Genomic DNA, 16,291 nt, shown 5'->3' with positions numbered 1-16,291 from the left:
GGTCTTTGGTTCGGAATAGTGTAGTGCTGGCGGTCTATCTCTTGTTTTCGGTTGCTTGCTTCCTTACCGTACATGAGCATTCGCGCCCGGATTGTCGTTGCCGTAGCCCTCCATGAGATTGATAACGCCCCAGATACCAAGCCCGGCTCCAAGTGCTACAACAAGGGTCTGCAAAACGTCTACTGCGCTATTGAAAAATGCCATAAATAAATCCTTTCTGCCGCGTCTGCGGCTGTCCGGCAAGCGGACAAAAGGCGGTCAGCGTATGCCGCCGCATAAAAAAACCGCCCTCTGGTAAAGGCGGCTGTCCCCGCGCTGCGTAAGTTCTGCGGCGCGGCGGTATTCAGTTGTAGGGGGGTGCGGCTCCTGCCGCTGTGTGCTGCGCCGGAAAGTAGGGGCGCGTATCATGTAGCCGATATTGATATATGTGATTGCTTCGATTCCTCCTTTCGGTGTCCCGCTGTGCTGCCGGACGGGTATTATTCAGACTTGCGGGAAGTGAATAGCTTGCATAGCAAGGTGTTCGCTTCCCGCAAGTTCACAAAGGGGTAGCTGCCGCAAGGCAGCGTAGGGGAAGTGTAGCTTCCCCTGTCCCCCCCTCCCCGGCGGTCTGCCATGCTGTCACTGTTGAGGGATAAGCCCCCGGCGCGTGACATACTCCGTTGCAAAACGGCGGTGTTCCGCTTCCTTTTCCCGCCAATACTCCCATAATGCAGCGTCGGCGGCTTCCGCAACATTCATTAAAAACCGTTCAAGCTGCTTTTGTTTTTCCTCTGCGCTACGTTTCCTCATGGTCTGCGTCCTCCTGTAAGTCTGCTGCGTCAATCTCGTAATAGTCAAAAACCTCGTCGGGCTTGACAATGGCGGGGCGGCGTTTAAGGTGCTTTTCCATGTCAAAGGCGTTCTTCGGGTCTGCGTCGGATAGGTACTTGTATTTCGGGTGTTTCGTTATGTCGAATTTGTCCGAAAAGAACGGGCGCACCCCGCGTAGCTGCAAGATACATTTCCCTCCGTCCATGACTGCGATTTCATCTTCCGTCATAAGCTGCTTTCCCAATTTCTGATAGTTCAGCCCATGCGAAAGCTCCCGCCCCCTTGTTTCGGAAGTGTTGAAGCTGTCTATCGTTTCCTTGCCTAAAATCTCCGATATTTCTTTGAGCGTGGTTTTTTCCTTGCCGCCCAAGAAAAGCGTGGTGTCGCAGTTGCCGACTATGGTATCGGCGTTGTCCTTGTAGATTGCCTTTAGCTGTGACTGGCTCTGCAAGATGATTGACGCGGAGATTTCCCGGCTCCGTATGGTTGCGATTAGTTTCTCAAATTTGGGGATTTGCCCGATATTCGCAAATTCATCAAGTAAGCACCGTACATGGACGGGAAGCCGCCCGCCGTATTCATCATCTGCTTTGTCGCACAAGAGGTTGAATAGCTGTGTGTAGAGAATACTCACGACAAAGTTAAAGGTGTCGTCGGTGTCGCTGATAATCACGAAAAGGGCGGTCTTTCTGTCACCTATGGTGTCAAGCTCCATTTCGTCGGTTTCCATAAGCTCCCGCAGCTCCTTAATGTCGAATGGGGCTAACCTCGCGCCGCATGAGATAAGTATGCTTTTTGCGGTCTTGCCCGCCGCCAGTTTGTATTTTTTGTACTGCTTGACTGCAAAATGTTCCGGGTCTTTTTCTTCCAGACGTTCAAACATGAGGTCAACCGGGTTCTGGAAATCCTCGTCGTCCTCGCGGGCTTCCGACGCATTTATCATTTCAAGCAGCGTCGTGAAGTTCTTCTCGTCCTCTGGGGCTTCATACCAGATATAGCCGATTAGTGCGGTGTAGTAGAGCTTTTCCGCTTTCACCCAGAAATCCTCGCCGGATTTTTCCCCGTCGCCTTTGGTGTTGGCGATAATGGTATTGACTAATTTCAAAATGTCCTTTTCGCTCCGCAGATAGGCAAAGGGATTGTATTTCATGGATTTTTTGAAGTTAATCGTATTTAGCACTTTGATACGGTATTTGTACCGCTGCAACATTTTCCCGGTTTCCAAAATCAGTGTTCCTTTCGGGTCAGTGACGATATACGACGTTGGAAAATCCTTTGACGTACATTGCATGAGCGACGGTTTCACAAAGAACCGGGTCTTGCCGCTGCCGGAACCGCCGATTACAAGAATATTTTTGTTTCTTGCGTATTTCGGCTGCTTCGGGCGGCTGTTCATGGTGAGCCGTTCCGTCTGCGTTAAGGGGATATTGTTCTCAAATACCGGGTCTGTGTACGGCTTTATGTCGTCAGCCCCGCCCCAACGCGCCGAACCGTATTCTGTCCCGCGGCGGTATTTCTTCGCGTTCTTGCCTTTGGTGTAGATAATCAGCCGGACAATGACCGCCCCCGCAATGCCGATAAGTAAGTCTGCCGGGTGGAAGCTCGGCGCGATACTGGAAAAGGCGGTGGTAAAACCGTCCCCAAGATGTAGCAGCTTTGCGCTTGCGTCCGCGCCGGGGGATAGACGGACAGCCGCGCCCACTTTATCAAAGAGCCAGACAAAGAGCAGATACGGGAGATTTAGGATAAGCAGCTTCTTGATTTCCGGCTTCATAGCGATACCTCCCTGTCCTTGTTCTTGACCTTTGCCCGTTCCGCGTTCTTGCCCTGTGCGGCTTCTTTGAGCGTAGAGAGCAGCTTTCGGATAGAGGGCTTTTTCTCCTGTGTCAGCTTCTTTGCGGAAAACTCCTTAAAGGCTGCGGTCAGCACGTCCGCGTCCCGCCCCTTGAAAAAAACCAGATAGCGGGGCGGGCTTTCCGTTGCGTCCTTTTTCAGCGCAAAGTCGATACCGTACTTTTTCGCCGTACTCTCAAAGGCTTTGATATTGCCCTCGGTAATCTCAATGTTGGAAACGCCCGCGTTCTGCTTCATAAGCTGCTTTAAGCTCTGCTTTCCCTGTGGCGGTTTTGCAAGCTGCTTTTTGCCCTTTGACAGTATGGCTTTCATTGCCTTTTGGAGCGTCTGGGCGGTCAGCTTCCCGGTCTTGATGTAAAGGGCTATGGTCTTTTCGTTTACTTCGTCCTGCAATTCCTCGCGTCCTCCTTTCGCGTTTCTTTATGGGGCGGCGGTCAGATACGCACCCGCAGCCCGTTCAAGTCCTCGGCTCTGATACCCACAAGATACCAGTTGTCGCCGTACTCAATCCGGGTCGGCTTCCACTTGCCCCGCACGAATACGTCAAAGCACTCACCGCAATGCAAGCCCCCGTAGTAGCTGTTTAAGTCAAAGCGAATGTCGTAACGGTCGGTGCGCTCGTCAAATACCAATGCTCCTGTCATTTTCTGTGCCATAATAAAATCCTCCTTTTGTTGTTTTACAGGCTTTCGCCCGGTTTGAATGAATAATAGTCCGGGTCGCCGTACTGCGGCTTCTTCGGTGACAGTGCGCCGCTTGCCATGTCATGGGCGACAAGGGAAGTGTAATAATTGCCGATAGTGGACGGGGCGTTGAAAAGGGCTGCTTTCAGATATTGCTTGATGTTGCGGATTTTCGTTGTGTTCTCCCGCATACAGTCAAGCACAAAGCGGATATGCTCGCCGTCCAGTTTCATAAACTTAGATTTCACAAGCTCTGCCGGGTAGTCGTCCCCCGCAATCCGTACCCGCTTTCTGGCGGTGCATACGGTTTCAAGCATGAGGTCTACAATCTCGTCCAGCCTGTCCCCGTCAAACTTCATGTCCTGTTTGAGAATGTGGTAGTCGATATTGTCCTTGATGATTTCCCGGTATATATCAACTGCGCTCTGTGCTGCCGCTTCCGTTCCTTTCCGTTCCGGCGGCGTAGCCGCTTCTCTGCAAGGAGAGGGGTTAGGGGAAAGGATAGGAATGGAATGGGTACTTGATAAATCTGTATTTGATTTTTCTTTTTTTGGTAAGTCAGTTCTTTGTATATCTTTATTTAATTGCGTTGGATTTTCCAACGTAGGTTTTTCCAATGTTGGTTTTTCCTGCGTTGGATTATCCAATGTTGGATTTTCCAATGTAGGTAAATCCGGCGTAGGCGGCTGCGGCTGCTCGAATATCACATAGTCCGCGCCCCGCAAGCGTCCTTTCTCGTCGCGCTCCCTTGACCGAACGATATACCCGGCGCGTTCAAGCTCCTTAATGGCTTCGCGGATAGCGTCTATCTTCTCCCGGTTGATAAGGGATAAGCCTTTCAAGGTGTAGTCCCAATCTTCGGGGAGTGACAGCATTTGCGACAACAGCCCTTTTGCCTTTAAGGAAAGCTCCTTGTTGCGTAGGTGGTGGTTGCTCATTACGGTGTAGCCCTTGTTCCGTTCCACTCTGAAAACTGCCATAGTAAATCACTCCTTTTGCTGTGGATTTGTTACGCAGTAGAAGCGCGGTTTCGGGGGATAAGGTATAAATCCCTTGCCGCGCCAGATACGCGCCCGCAAAATCGCTTGTAGCAAGGCTTTTTCTGCCCCTACTGCGTAACAAAGGGCATAAAAAAGCGGCGTTCCTGTTCTCCCATGTAGAGAGTAAGAAACGCCGCTTCTGCGTCGTATTCAGTTTTTAGTACAATACCCTGCTTGTCCGTCGCTCGAAAAACCTTGATTTTCCAGTGTTTTCAAAAGTATCGTTATCTAACGTCAGCTTTTGATCGCCCTGCGTTTCAAAAAATGATTGAAAACATCCTTGCGGGCAAAATCAACTGCGTTATTGTAAAGGATCTCCATCGCCTAGGAAAGGACTACATTACTACTGGTTACTATATCGAAGTCATTTTCCCAGCTAACGGAGTCCGATTTGTCTCTGTAAACGATCAATTTGATACGGTTGACGGTATTAACAATCAAAAACGTCCTTACAGTTCCAGAATACGCGTACCAATAATAAATGCATTTAATGAGCAAACATCTATTGAAATAAAAAAGAAAGTGGAGGCGACATTAGACATGAAAGCACAACTCGGTACCATTTATTGTGCCAAGAGCCCCATTCGATTATCAAAAATCAGAATCTAACCACGATAAACTCATTCCTGATCCTAAAGCAGCTATTGTTGTCCGGAAAATCTTTGAGTTAGCATCGAATAGCACTGGTGTGACCGCCATAGTCCGATATCTGAACGAGAAAAATATTCCCACACCAATCCAATATGCGAGATCAAAGGAATTAGCTGGAAACTATGAGGATGGCAACGGAGATTGGAATAGCAGGTCAGTCAAGTATATCCTGACCAACCGAACCTATACCGGCATGCTCATACAAGGAAAAGAAAAGAGCGCTGTTGCCGCAACACATGAGCCTTTGGTAGACACGGATACCTTTGACGCCATTCAAAGGTCATTTCAAGCAAAAGCGTTTAATCTCGCCACAAAAAGCCAATCGACGGAAAATGTTTTAAAAGGGAAGGTTATTTGCGGGTGCTGTGGTGGGAAAATGCAGCGTAAGCGCGGAACCAATCATGCAGATTGGTACTTTTTTACCGGTATTACTAAAAACCTTTTAGGCGTTGGCAAGTGCACCGGTATGTATGTGCGGGAGGAAGATGTCTTTCATGCTATCTATCATCAACTAAAGCTATATGTAAACGAACATTTTATTTCCGATTCATAGTATAAGCAGGTAATAAAGAGGATTGACAAAGATATTGCCCAATCTGATCAGCAATATCAAGAGGCTTTTAGGAATGCCATTCGTCATTATGAGAGGTTTGTTGACGGAGAAATCAGCAAAGAGGAATTTCGAGCAGCTCAAGATGCAGCGAATGAAAAAAAGCAATTAGAGATGATACGATTACAAGCAAGACGGATTACGAAAGACTGTATCAATTGTTTCGCAAATTATTGAAAGCAAGTCACAAAGAAATTGCTCTCAGCGAAATTATGGACTGTATTGATGAGATTATCATATGTCCAAACAAAAGCATTACTCTCAAATGGGCGATTGAATTCTAAATGGGCAATTATTAGGTAGCGCTGTTCTTTCCTCTAATAAATTTCCATGTTTACGTATTGGTATAAAAATATGTGCTTTAACGGTTTACAGACGTTGAAAAGATGTCACGAATTATGTATAATATTCGTGACATCTTGCAGGAGGTGGTTCTTTGGATAGTGGATATATGAAACAGAAACGTGCACGAATTCTGTCTGCAGAAGACGGAACCATCTTTGCTATTTCCGACTTCGCAGATATTGCTGATTCGGCAACTGTACGACAAAGTTTGAACCGCCTTGTACAGGCAGGAATATTACGGCGCGTTCTTAGAGGAATTTTTGAAAAGCCGAAATATAGTAGTGTTCTCAATGAGTTTGTAGAAGTAAATCCAGATGCAGTAGCAAAGACTTTGGCTCGTACTTTTCACTGGACAATCGCATCATATGGAAACGCCGCTCGATACCTGTCAGGCTTATCAAACCAAAGACCTGCAATTTGGTCCTATATCAGTACAGGGCCATATAGAATATATAAATGGAATTCAATTAGGATTGAGTTTAAACATAGAACAAATAAGGAATTCATCCGTTAATGTCTTAGCTGAGAAGAATAGAATTTTAGATTGCGTATAGAAAATAAACGGAGGATGTCTATGAATGATGGACAACTGCTAACTGTAGATATGTTAAGACTTGTATCCAGTACAAATCCGGATGTATTGAACGTCTATTGTTAATCAAACATATATGTGCAACACCAGATGAGGAGCAGTGTTGGAGCAAAGCGATAAAATGCAACAATGGAGAAACGATGTGGAGCATGATAGTGCAAGAGGCGAGTAAGGCTGATGGAAATATTTTTCTGCAATAAATATGCTATTGGCCAAATAAAACCCCATCTGTTATTCACCGCAAACCTGGCTGAACGCTTATGTACTGTTGCAGTGGACGAGTACCCACTGAAAGATATTGTACATTTGCTTTCTAATATATCAACAGATAACGATACCTTATCCGCTATTTTTGAGCATAATCTGGCAAGGGAAGTACGGACCGGTTCGCCCAACGCTGGCGATTTTTATACACCTAAACAAGTTGTTCAGTTGATGGCAGAGCTACTGGGAATTGGACATGGCGGGAAAGTATACGATCCTTGTTGCGGGAGCGGTGCAATGCTGTGTGGCATAGCCCTTTCTCATCCCAGCAAAAAACTATTGTTGTATGGGCAAACACTCGATCAGGAATCCTTTTCCATCTGCCAAATGAACCTTATGTTGCACGGTCTTTCTGCGGATTTGGGAAAATGTCCTGCCAATACACTCATAGAGGATATGCACGCAGATCAATATTTATAATAGACATTCTTACAAATCCGCCGTTTAATTCTTCCGATTGGTGCGGAAATGACACTGCGAACAGGAATGTACATTGGCAATATGGGTATCCACCACGAAAAAAACGCTAATTTTGCGTGGCTCCAATACATCATCAGTCACTTGTCCCCCAATGGACGTGCAGTTACACTTTTACCGAATGGAACGTTAACAACTCAGAATCTTGCAGAAAGCGAGATTCGTAAGCAAATTCTTCTTGATGGATGGATTGAAGCAATTCTTGCGCTTCCGACGGGCTTTTTTATGGAACGAAGATTCCCTGCTGCGCGTGGGTTATAAACAAATCTTCCGCACACGATACGGTACTTTTTGTTGACGCAAGACAGCTAGACATTCTTGGACAGCAGGATGGCAAAAAAATTTCTGCGCTTCTGTGTCAATATCGGAATGATAAGCAACTTGAAACAACACAATGGTATGCCGTAGCATCTATAGCGGAGATTGCTCAAAAACGCTATGTTCTGAGCCCTAATCTGTACACACTTCCGAAAGAACTCTTGTTACCTTCGTTTGAGCAGATATCTGAAGATTTCAACACGTCGGTAGATATATTGTGCAACCGAATTCCGACATCTCAGCTCTGTGAAAGTATTAAAAAATGAAAGACAAAAAGCGTTCCTAAAGATTGGAACGAAGTGTATTTATCCGAGCTATATAACATTTTTGGAGGTGTATGCGCAAAGAAAGAAGCCTTTGGGCGGGGTACGCCTATGGTAGACGTAAAACCGTGATTCACCACATATTCCTACCGGAAAATCTTCCTGCCTGCGTTGAGTTGACGGATGGTGATGCTCCCAAATATTATATCAAACGCGGTGATGTGCTGCTGAATCGAACAAGCGAGACTATAGATGAGTTGGCATGCTGTAGTGTAGCGTTGAAAGACCAGGCTGCGGTGTATGGAGCATACCTGAAACGCTTGCGGCCAATAAAAGACGACTGGGTCGATCCTCGATATATAGCGACATACTTTCGCAGTAAGATATATCAGCAAGAAATTGAACGGTGTTCTTTTGTTTATACAACTCGTGCGAATATCAACATTCATCAGCTTTCGATGATACGTTTATATTATCGAAGCATGACGTGGCAACATGCAATCGGGGAAACGCTGTCTTCTGTAATTCGTTTTAATCAAGAACACCAGGATATGGAATTAGGCGAATTAATAAATCATTTTATCTGGGCTTTTATTGATAAGTTTATTACATATCCCATTTTACTTTTTCAGAAAGGGCGTGACGAATGATGACGCAATCGGAACAAATGAAATTGGTTCTACTCTATGCCATGAATGAAATAGGTGGCGGCGGAAAGCGTCATCTGGTATTACAGCATATTAACGACAATAGCTATTGGCATAAAAATGATACAAATGATGTACTGGGTACAACACGTCCATCTGAGTCAAAATGGCGGAATAATTTTTCATACGAGCGGCAACATTTAGTCGCTGATGGATATATGAAGGCTGGTGGAGATGGGAATTGGATCATTACAGAGAGAGGAAAGGAGTACCTGAGCAAACTAATAGAGCAAGCCCAAAATATACCGCCGGAGGAGAACCGTTTGTTTACACTGGCATTCTATCAAAAGCTCTTTTCTGCTCCTCTGTCCATAGATGGTATAGCTCTTGATGAAAAGGATGAAGAAGCACAATATATTGCGCGGATAGCTGTGGAAGATATGGACTCTGTATCTGTCCCAGATGCTTTTTCAAACGAACCCGAGAGAAAACGTACTTCGCGTATTTCAGGAAGCCGCATTATCTATCCGCGTGATTCAGCTGTAGCTAAACGGGCACTTAGCAGGGCAAACCATTTGTGTGAAGCAAATCCATCCCATGTATCATTTCTACGCAGAAATGGGCATGTGTTGTATATGGAGCCGCACCACTTGATCCCAATATCTTTTACCGACTATTTTGGAGTGAATTTAGACCGAGAGCAAAACATTTTTTCGCTATGCAGCAACTGTCATAATCAAATTCATTATGGAAAAAAGGAGGATGTTAGAAAGTTAATCGCAAAATTGTTTTTTTCAAGAGCGCAAGAGATATGTTCAATACTGGGCAGAGAGATCAGTATTGAAGACATTTACCGAATTTATGGTGTTTTGTAATGGTTAATTGAGTTGATATCACAAATAGCATATAGAGCGGCCCCTCATGGAGATAGTCGACGAAATAAATACAATACAGGTGGATTCTGGTCAAAAGGTTATGGTATATTGAAAGAAATCTAGTTATGTTCTAGCTGTATATGGAAATTTCCTGAAAATACGAGAACAGGATGCTATCAAAGGCGTCTAGTGAAGGGCTTCAATTTTCCTATGTTGTAATCATTGTCCCTACCACTGAACTATTCTATCTTGAATACACCACCCTATCAGAGTCATCTAGATGCACAAAATGAAGCCGTTGAGATCTGTGTAAAATACTAAGTTGCTTTCGACAATCCAGAAGTTGAAAAACAGGAATCCCATGCCATCACATTTGACGGTTTGGGATTTCTGCTTTTGCAGAATATATTTTTTGTAGTAAGCTTGACATATGGTTGGCGTAAATCGTGAAATCTGATTCTTTTGCACCCTGCCCGCTCCGGAATGATCTGGAGTCGCCGGCGCACCGCCCCCCAGTGTCATGGGCACGTCCTCTTTGACAGGGGAGGGGAACATCCACCGGGAGTCCACCGTTTCTCGGTAGTGCCGCAGTATCCCCACCACGCAGGGCGGCAGGACCCAGTCTACGGATGGAGGCGCGGGTCTTCGGGACGCTCCCATGGAGCTGTCCCTTCACCCCGTAAATCTGCTTGTTTACGGTCAGGGTTCTGGTTTTGAAGTCCAGGTCGTCCCACTGGAGGGCCAGCAGTTCGCCCCTCCGCCAGGCCGGTACACAGATCCAGGAGAAACAGCTCGTAATAGCCCTCCGCCTGAGCCTGGATGAAGAAGCGCCGGAGTTCCTCCTGCACCGCTTTCTCCAGCGCGGACCGGCAGACGGCGTGGAGGCCGCGCGCCATGGAGTCGGAGAGCACCTTGCCGAACTGTTCCGTGCGGATGAGCCGCCCAGCCGTTTTCATCCAGGTATAGAACTGCTGGAGGTCCTTCTGGGGCAGCTGGTTCAGAGGGATCTTCCCCAGCTCAGGGAGGATGTGCTGATAGATCTTCGTTTTGTAGTTCACCTGGGTGGTGGGGCGGATCTGGGGCTTGACGTAGTTCTGATACCAGAAGTCCAGCCACTCCCCGAAGGGCGTCTCCGGCCGGACCTTTTCTGTCCTGGGGGCGGTCGCCGTCTCCCAGAGCTGCCTCAGTTTCTCCCGGCACTCCCGTTTGGTCTTAGCCAAGACATTCTTCGTTTTGGGCAGGCCTTTCTCGACGTAACCGACGACCACCCGGCCCTCCCAGCGGCCGTCCTTGCGCTGGTGGACGGAACTCTCGCCCTTTTTTCGCCGTTTAGCCATGGCGTGCACCTCCTTCCGGCCTGTTTTTCTGCCGCGGTTTCAGGCCTTTCCTCAGGAGATTTTCCAGGAAGCCGCCTATGATGTGGCTGGCCTCCTGCTGCATGTCCGACGTCACATGGGTGTAGGTGTCCAGGGTGAAACTGGCGTTGGTGTGGCCCAGGATGCCGGACAGGGTCTTGGCGTCCACGCTGCTGGTGAGGGCGTGGGTGGCAAAAGTGTGCCGCAAATCGTGGAATCGAATCGCAGGCAGTCCCGCCGCTTTTAAGATCCGCTTCATCCAGTAGTAGGCGGCGCTTGGGCGCACTGGCTTCTCCGGAGCCAGAGGTTTTGGGAAGCTCCACTGGCTGATGGCATGTTTCTTCCGTTCCCGTAGCCGCTGGACGTGCTGGGCGGCAGGTGGATGGTCCGCCGCCCCTGGCTGGTCTTTGTTTCGCCGATCTCCAACTCCCCAGCCTTGGGGACGTTCACCGACCGAAGGACCTTCAGTGTCCGGCCTTCTCGTCGAAGTCCTGCCAGATCTCGTTGCGGTCCACCGTCGCCAGGAAGGTGTCCACCTGCTCCTTTGTGAGGATCTGCTTGGGTTTATAGCTGGCCTTGGGCACCGCGGCCCCGGGCGATCACATGGGCTGCCTCCGCGTCCTTCAGGCACCGGTGGAGCCATGGCGTGGATGCGGAGTACCATGGTGTCTGACAGCTCGTGCCCGTATTCCGAGTACTCGAGGACACGGCCCTCGTGTTTCAGCTTTCGATACAATTTCAGAATGTCCATGCGGGCTACCCAAGACACGATCTTATCCCCCAGATAGGGCTTGATATGGCACCGGATGAACTGATCGTAGCTGCGTAAGGTGTTGGGCCGCAGAGTGGCCGCACCGTAGTCCTCCATCCACCGGTTCAGCCACTCTCCCAAGGTCATGCGGACTCAGTGAGATAGGCCACCGCTTTTGGTACGTCCTTCGGAACATCTTTTCCTTCCAGATACAGTTTTCCCAGACGGTAGGCGGCGCAGGCGTTGTCCTGAGCCGCCGTTTTTTCATACCAGGATACCGCTTCCTCCGTTCTCTTTTGGCTTTGCAGAAGCTTCCCCAATGCGTACTGGGCGAAGTTATATCCCGCGTCAGCCGCCCGCCGGAACCACAGCTCCGCCTGCTGGTCATCGGGGAGGATGCCTCGCCCGTCCCGCCAGCACCTACACCTGCTCTGCCTCGTCCCGAGACTGATTCCACTGTTCATAGTACTCTGCCACCATAGGGACCTTGGCCAGCTCATCCACGATGGCATTCACCTGGGCCTTTATTGGCTTTTTCAGGTAGCCATAGACCTTTTTGACCTTGTGGTCCTCCAGCATCCCAGCCAGCGTATCCATCCGCTCTGCGATGGCAGGGTTGTGATACAGGCCTGTCTCCATCCTCCAGATGAGCCGTCCCATGGCCTCCATTGCCGCGTCCCGCACTTGGCTGTAGAACAGATCTTTCTGCTGATGCAGAGACGGAAGCTCGTCACGAAAGATCTCATTGGACAGCTGGGAGCGCATCTTCTCGATACCTTTTTCCGTTAGAAAACCCTGCTGGGGATCCGCCGACCAGACCATCATGTGGATGTGAGGGTGGTGCTTCTTGTCGTGGAAGGCGGCATACCATCGGAAGTTGCTGGGCAAGATTTTCATTGCTTGGGCCAGTTCCGTCTGATGGGCTAGCAATAACCGGCGCCAGCTCTCGCTGTTCTCATAGCACAGCCGGTGGGCGTCCTCCCGTTTCAGGGAGTTGACGAAGGTCCACACCAGCCCGGTATGCCCGTTGATCTCCTCCATGGTTTTTCCAGATCGGCAGGACCGTCAGCGGAAAACAGTCCGTGGGAGCGGGGGCGCTCCGCCATATATTCCAAGTAGTCGCTGCCGTTTCAGGGTCTGATGTAGCCCGGCTTCTGGAGCAGTCCCAGCATCACTCAGCCCCCTCTCTGGAAAAGAAGCGCGTCTTCGAAGTTGATTTCTTTTACTTCTTTGGCGCATCGGACCAGGGTTTTTCTCAGCTGATCCAGATCCGGTGTCTATGCCGGCGGCTAGGACATTCTCCATGAGACTCTGCTCCACCGCTAGCAGGCGTCCCATCCGTTTGCCCAGGGTGCCCAGCTTGCCCTCCAGCACATCGGATAGGGCACGAAGCAGGTAAGCAGCGGCAGATTCCGCGTCCAGATAGCCAGAGTAGAACCGAACGGCTTTTTCAATAAATTCGTTTTTGGTCGTACAGTTGTCCCTCTGGTAGTGGGACTCCACATGAACCCATACATTATCGTCCATCCAAACAGTGTGTCTATGTCTATTTTCATCCATTGTCAAATTCCTCCAAACTCTGTCGTAGCGTCAGCGAGTATCCCTCAACAGCGGGGATATTCGCCTGTTTTTCTGGAAACAGCGTCAATCGCAGTTTGGGCGTTCCGAAAAAGCGTCAGCCCCGTCTCCGGAAACCGCCCGCATTGCGGGTGGAGGTGACCGCATAGGCGCACAAAGGCATCAGGGCTTTCTCCTGCCTATCTTTCGTTCCTCGAAAATCGTTCGAGTGACCGAAGATTTGTCGTCCAAGCAGTGGGAACAGCGGCCCCAAGCTGTCGGGAGGGGCAGGCCCCCCTTCCGTTGCCAGAAGTATTTGCGCGCAGTATCCTCACTCATCCCAACCGCGTTGCCAATGGCCTGGATGCTGGGCCAGCACTGGCGGGTTTGTGTTTTTCACACTGCCGCAGGAAACCTTACACCGCCAATTCCACAGGACACAGCCCTAGGAGAACGATACCTCAATGTTTTGCCTTTCCATCTATACAGGCGGCGGGCAGGACTATTCACAAGAAAGTAAAAGTAGACCAGGCTGAAATCAGCCTGGTCTTTCATTGTTTATGCGGCGCAAATTTTTAACCGTTCCGATATTGATGTTCTAGGTGATTCCGCAGTGCATAGCAAAGCTACCCTACGGTAAAATAAGGACATCTTTTTCACAGGAGGGTTTTGCTCATGAGTATCACTAGTCAGCAGATCGAAGCGTTCTCTCAAAACCTGTACGAGGAGGAGCGCAGCCCCGGCACCATAGAGAACTACCTTCGTCACGTCCGCACCTTTGCGGCGTGGCTGGGCAGAGGAGAGGTGACGAAAGAGGTGGCGGCTGGATGGAAAGCGTATCTGGTGACGGCAGGCTACGCCCCTGCTACCATCAACGCCATGCTGGGTAGTCTAAACCGTTTCTTTGCTTTTATGGACTGGCAGGATTGCCAGGTCAAGACTCTGCGGCTTCAGCGTCGCTTGTTTCGGGATGACAGCAGGGAACTGACCCGCGCGGAGTACGACCGCCTGCTGACTACTGCCCACGCTCAAGGCAGGGAGCGGCTGGCCCTGCTCATGGAGGCCATCTGCGCCACCGGCATCCGTGTGAGCGAGGTACGCTATCTCACTGTGGAGGCCGTGCAGAAAGGGCGGGCGGAGATCGCCCTCAAGGGGAAGGTGCGCACTATTCTCATCCCCGGTAAGCTACGGAAAAAGCTGCTCAAATTCGCCCGAAAAAACAAAACCGCCTCCGGCGAGCTCTTCCTCACCAGAAACGGAAAGCCCATGTCCCGAAAGCAGATTTGGGCAGAGATGAAGGCCTTGTGTAAAGCGGCTGGGGTAGCCCCGTCCAAAGTGTTCCCCCACAATCTGCGGCACCTGTTCGCCCGGACATTTTATAAAGTTTGCAGGGACGTTGCCAAGCTCGCTGACGTGCTGGGTCATTCCAGCATGGAGACGACCCGCATCTACCTGATCTCCACCGGAACGGAGCATGTAAAGCAGTTAGAGCGGCTGGGTTTGGTAGGATAGGACAAACTTCATAGTTTGTCCTAGATTAGCAGAAACCCAACCGGCAGAGTACATATTCACAGGGACATTTTAGCATGGAAATCACGGGAGCGCAAGAGATTCGCTGGTTTGGGGCATGGAAAATCAAGCCAATCAAGCCTCTTTTTTGATTGGCCTTATTTTGTGCGCCTGATTTACCGCCCCATGTGCCGCATGGGGTGTTTTTCATGCCATACGGCGGAACCTTTGCTAACTGGCACCGCCCTTTTGATAGACAAACTATGAAGTTTGTCACTGGCAGGGAAACAGACGGAGGTGGTCGACATACTTCATACGGCAGATTTCAGCACAGCCGGAGCCCCGTCCGGCCAGAGTGATTTTTCGTGCGAGGGAGGTGAGTGGTTGATGGGCCATGCCCTTGCCCTGCCCCTGCTGGATTTTCTGGCATATAAGGCGGGCTGCGCATACCTCTCCGACCTGCCCCGTGCCACCGGCTGGCAGAGGGCGCGACTGATGCGTGCGCTGGAGAATATTCCAGCAGACGCAGCCAGCCTCCACGACTGGAACGACGCGCTGGATTATCTGACACAGGCCTCTCCTGCGTCAACCACGCAGGAGGCCAGAGCGCGGCTGATGGCCGCATTGAGCAACCCCGTCAATACGGGGTCATACTAAAGGAGAACAGAAGCGATGAAATAACGATTTAGACGGCCCTGGGCGTTGCTGCTCACCATCGTGATGGTGCTTGGACTGTTGCCCACGGCAGCTATCGCCGCACCTGCAACAGGCAGAGTAGCCCTGTCCGGGGTGGGGAACCTCCAGAACTACCCGGTTCACCAAAAGGCAGACGACGGCCAGAACGGCTAGGACTATGTTTATTACGGCGGTTTGAAATGGCGGGTGCTGGACACCGAGGCCGCCGCAACCGACACGAAAGAGAGCGTTCTGCTGTTAAGCGAGAATGCCCTCAATACCGGCCAGCTATGGGACGGCTACCGTATATATTCCGTGGCTATTGTGTACTCATCTTCTGTGCCAGCACTTTCAAAGAGTGATAGAAGGCAAATGAGATGGAGTGGAGACAGCAAAAAAACAAGCGGAAATAATACAAAAAACTTTTCAGTACTTATTTGGGAAGATAGACGACCTATCCATTCCCCTCAAAAGAGAAATTCCGGAAGTCCTTGGGACAGTAGCTTGTGGTGGAAATCCTACGGTTGAAAAACGCTCGCAAAATCGGGTTTGACCACAGCGTCGCCCACAGACACGAAAAACTTGCTTCTTCTTTCTCCGCATGGTATTATGCAAAAAACTGAATATCTGGGTGTAGTTCAGTTGATAGAACGCGCGGTTTGGGAGCGCGAGGCTCGTGGGTTTAGTCGCACCACTCGGCTCGCTGAAAAAGCCGTCGACTTTTGTCGGCGGTCTTTTGCTATACTATATCCTTGAGGGAGTGTAAGGTAACAAAGCTTTCAAAGCACCATAATTACACTTGAAAGTAAAAACGAGTGACAGGATTTGGTTGTTGTGATATAATTATATTATAATATCTTAAAAATCTATGATTTTCCAGTTGTTTTAAGTGCTTATAAAAACGTTGGATCCGCACTAAGAAAATTTTCGGACATACCCCGTTTTCAATGTATTATAAGCATAGATGGAGCGGATACAATTGATGAGAAACAATCCCAAACATCAAAATTAG

General features: G+C 49.4%; 16 protein-coding genes and 3 pseudogenes. 8 read left to right on the top strand and 11 right to left on the bottom strand.

The window, feature by feature from the left end; all coding sequences use genetic code 11:
* Positions 1-75 precede the first annotated feature (75 nt).
* The 6 genes and pseudogenes from OCV66_RS13565 to OCV66_RS13540 all read right to left on the bottom strand — a co-directional run.
* A pseudogene (locus tag OCV66_RS13565) lies at positions 76-204 on the bottom strand (Maff2 family mobile element protein); the annotation flags it as partial.
* A 417-nt stretch (positions 205-621) separates the two neighbouring features.
* A complete protein-coding gene (locus OCV66_RS13560) occupies positions 622-792 on the bottom strand; it encodes a hypothetical protein (RefSeq protein WP_002569167.1) in 171 nt (56 codons plus the stop codon).
* Positions 779-2,587, bottom strand: a complete 1,809-nt coding sequence (locus tag OCV66_RS13555; protein WP_002569166.1) for a VirD4-like conjugal transfer protein, CD1115 family — start codon at positions 2,585-2,587, stop codon at positions 779-781. The genes OCV66_RS13560 and OCV66_RS13555 overlap by 14 nt, the downstream gene beginning before the upstream one ends.
* The gene (locus OCV66_RS13550; protein ID WP_002569165.1) at positions 2,584-3,060 is read right to left on the bottom strand and encodes a PcfB family protein; all 477 of its coding nucleotides are present in this window, start codon (positions 3,058-3,060) and stop codon (positions 2,584-2,586) included. Before OCV66_RS13550 ends, OCV66_RS13555 begins: the two co-directional genes overlap by 4 nt.
* 41 nt (positions 3,061-3,101) lie before the next feature.
* On the bottom strand, positions 3,102-3,323 hold the full coding sequence (locus tag OCV66_RS13545; RefSeq protein WP_002569164.1) for a DUF5348 domain-containing protein: 222 nt from the start codon (positions 3,321-3,323) through the stop codon (positions 3,102-3,104).
* Positions 3,324-3,346: 23 nt separating this feature from the next.
* Positions 3,347-4,330: a DUF6017 domain-containing protein gene (locus tag OCV66_RS13540; RefSeq protein ID WP_002569163.1), complete on the bottom strand. Its 984-nt coding sequence runs from the start codon at positions 4,328-4,330 to the stop codon at positions 3,347-3,349.
* Between the two features lie 234 nt (positions 4,331-4,564).
* On the opposite strand from OCV66_RS13540, the gene OCV66_RS15675 reads away from it, so the two are divergent.
* The 6 genes and pseudogenes from OCV66_RS15675 to OCV66_RS13515 all read left to right on the top strand — a co-directional run bounded on the left by OCV66_RS15675 (position 4,565) and on the right by OCV66_RS13515 (position 9,432).
* Positions 4,565-4,999 carry a recombinase family protein gene (locus tag OCV66_RS15675; RefSeq protein WP_407933176.1) on the top strand — a complete coding sequence of 145 codons (435 nt, stop codon included), beginning with the start codon at positions 4,565-4,567 and terminating at the stop codon, positions 4,997-4,999.
* Positions 4,959-5,594, top strand: coding sequence for a recombinase family protein (locus OCV66_RS13535; RefSeq protein WP_262564711.1), 636 nt, complete (start codon positions 4,959-4,961; stop codon positions 5,592-5,594). The genes OCV66_RS15675 and OCV66_RS13535 overlap by 41 nt, the downstream gene beginning before the upstream one ends.
* Before the next feature lie 493 nt (positions 5,595-6,087).
* Positions 6,088-6,510, top strand: coding sequence for a DUF6088 family protein (locus OCV66_RS13530; RefSeq protein ID WP_243182370.1), 423 nt, complete (start codon positions 6,088-6,090; stop codon positions 6,508-6,510).
* A gap of 255 nt (positions 6,511-6,765) precedes the next feature.
* Positions 6,766-7,913: pseudogene (locus OCV66_RS15670) on the top strand (HsdM family class I SAM-dependent methyltransferase).
* 71 nt (positions 7,914-7,984) lie between these two features.
* Entirely contained in the window at positions 7,985-8,560 is a 576-nt protein-coding gene (locus OCV66_RS13520; protein WP_054326884.1) for a restriction endonuclease subunit S, read from the top strand.
* Positions 8,557-9,432 (top strand): winged helix-turn-helix domain-containing protein, encoded by an 876-nt coding sequence (locus OCV66_RS13515; RefSeq protein WP_054326885.1) that lies wholly within the window; start codon positions 8,557-8,559, stop codon positions 9,430-9,432. Before OCV66_RS13520 ends, OCV66_RS13515 begins: the two co-directional genes overlap by 4 nt.
* 276 nt (positions 9,433-9,708) lie before the next feature.
* Here OCV66_RS13515 and OCV66_RS15560 read toward each other — a convergent pair whose 3' ends face one another.
* The 5 genes and pseudogenes from OCV66_RS15560 to mobP3 all read right to left on the bottom strand — a co-directional run bounded on the left by OCV66_RS15560 (position 9,709) and on the right by mobP3 (position 12,579).
* Positions 9,709-9,954: a hypothetical protein gene (locus OCV66_RS15560; protein WP_317258430.1), complete on the bottom strand. Its 246-nt coding sequence runs from the start codon at positions 9,952-9,954 to the stop codon at positions 9,709-9,711.
* 101 nt (positions 9,955-10,055) lie between these two features.
* Positions 10,056-10,769, bottom strand: coding sequence for an N-terminal phage integrase SAM-like domain-containing protein (locus OCV66_RS13510; RefSeq protein WP_317258429.1), 714 nt, complete (start codon positions 10,767-10,769; stop codon positions 10,056-10,058).
* Positions 10,762-11,688 (bottom strand): annotated as a pseudogene (locus tag OCV66_RS13505) (tyrosine-type recombinase/integrase); the annotation flags it as partial. The gene OCV66_RS13510 and the pseudogene OCV66_RS13505, both read right to left, overlap by 8 nt.
* Positions 11,682-12,002 carry a tetratricopeptide repeat protein gene (locus tag OCV66_RS13500; RefSeq protein ID WP_243182368.1) on the bottom strand — a complete coding sequence of 107 codons (321 nt, stop codon included), beginning with the start codon at positions 12,000-12,002 and terminating at the stop codon, positions 11,682-11,684. The pseudogene OCV66_RS13505 and the gene OCV66_RS13500, both read right to left, overlap by 7 nt.
* Positions 11,959-12,579 carry a MobP3 family relaxase gene (gene mobP3 / locus OCV66_RS13495; RefSeq protein ID WP_242977813.1) on the bottom strand — a complete coding sequence of 207 codons (621 nt, stop codon included), beginning with the start codon at positions 12,577-12,579 and terminating at the stop codon, positions 11,959-11,961. The genes OCV66_RS13500 and mobP3 overlap by 44 nt, the downstream gene beginning before the upstream one ends.
* 1,191 nt (positions 12,580-13,770) lie before the next feature.
* Between mobP3 and OCV66_RS13490 the strand changes: the two genes are divergently transcribed.
* Positions 13,771-14,607, top strand: coding sequence for a tyrosine-type recombinase/integrase (locus OCV66_RS13490; protein ID WP_147574513.1), 837 nt, complete (start codon positions 13,771-13,773; stop codon positions 14,605-14,607).
* 384 nt (positions 14,608-14,991) lie between these two features.
* On the top strand, positions 14,992-15,261 hold the full coding sequence (locus OCV66_RS13485; protein WP_054326887.1) for a hypothetical protein: 270 nt from the start codon (positions 14,992-14,994) through the stop codon (positions 15,259-15,261).
* Positions 15,262-16,291 lie beyond the last annotated feature (1,030 nt).

The sequence above is a fragment of the Agathobaculum ammoniilyticum genome (assembly GCF_025567315.1).
Taxonomy (GTDB): Bacteria; Bacillota; Clostridia; order Oscillospirales; family Butyricicoccaceae; genus Agathobaculum; species Agathobaculum ammoniilyticum.
This window is presented reverse-complemented; position numbering and strand designations above follow the sequence as displayed.

What these genes read in the sequence shown, in the direction of transcription:
- OCV66_RS13560 (WP_002569167.1), bottom strand. Translation starts at nt 792, where the DNA reads ATGAGGAAACGTAGCGCAGAGGAAAAACAAAAGCAGCTTGAACGGTTT.
- OCV66_RS13555 (WP_002569166.1), bottom strand. Translation starts at nt 2,587, where the DNA reads ATGAAGCCGGAAATCAAGAAGCTGCTTATCCTAAATCTCCCGTATCTG.
- OCV66_RS13545 (WP_002569164.1), bottom strand. Translation starts at nt 3,323, where the DNA reads ATGGCACAGAAAATGACAGGAGCATTGGTATTTGACGAGCGCACCGAC.
- OCV66_RS13540 (WP_002569163.1), bottom strand. Translation starts at nt 4,330, where the DNA reads ATGGCAGTTTTCAGAGTGGAACGGAACAAGGGCTACACCGTAATGAGC.
- OCV66_RS13520 (WP_054326884.1), top strand. Translation starts at nt 7,985, where the DNA reads ATGCGCAAAGAAAGAAGCCTTTGGGCGGGGTACGCCTATGGTAGACGT.
- OCV66_RS13515 (WP_054326885.1), top strand. Translation starts at nt 8,557, where the DNA reads ATGATGACGCAATCGGAACAAATGAAATTGGTTCTACTCTATGCCATG.
- OCV66_RS15560 (WP_317258430.1), bottom strand. Translation starts at nt 9,954, where the DNA reads ATGACACTGGGGGGCGGTGCGCCGGCGACTCCAGATCATTCCGGAGCG.
- OCV66_RS13510 (WP_317258429.1), bottom strand. Translation starts at nt 10,769, where the DNA reads ATGGCTAAACGGCGAAAAAAGGGCGAGAGTTCCGTCCACCAGCGCAAG.
- OCV66_RS13500 (WP_243182368.1), bottom strand. Translation starts at nt 12,002, where the DNA reads ATGAACAGTGGAATCAGTCTCGGGACGAGGCAGAGCAGGTGTAGGTGC.
- mobP3 (WP_242977813.1), bottom strand. Translation starts at nt 12,579, where the DNA reads ATGGAGGAGATCAACGGGCATACCGGGCTGGTGTGGACCTTCGTCAAC.
- OCV66_RS13490 (WP_147574513.1), top strand. Translation starts at nt 13,771, where the DNA reads ATGAGTATCACTAGTCAGCAGATCGAAGCGTTCTCTCAAAACCTGTAC.
- OCV66_RS13485 (WP_054326887.1), top strand. Translation starts at nt 14,992, where the DNA reads ATGGGCCATGCCCTTGCCCTGCCCCTGCTGGATTTTCTGGCATATAAG.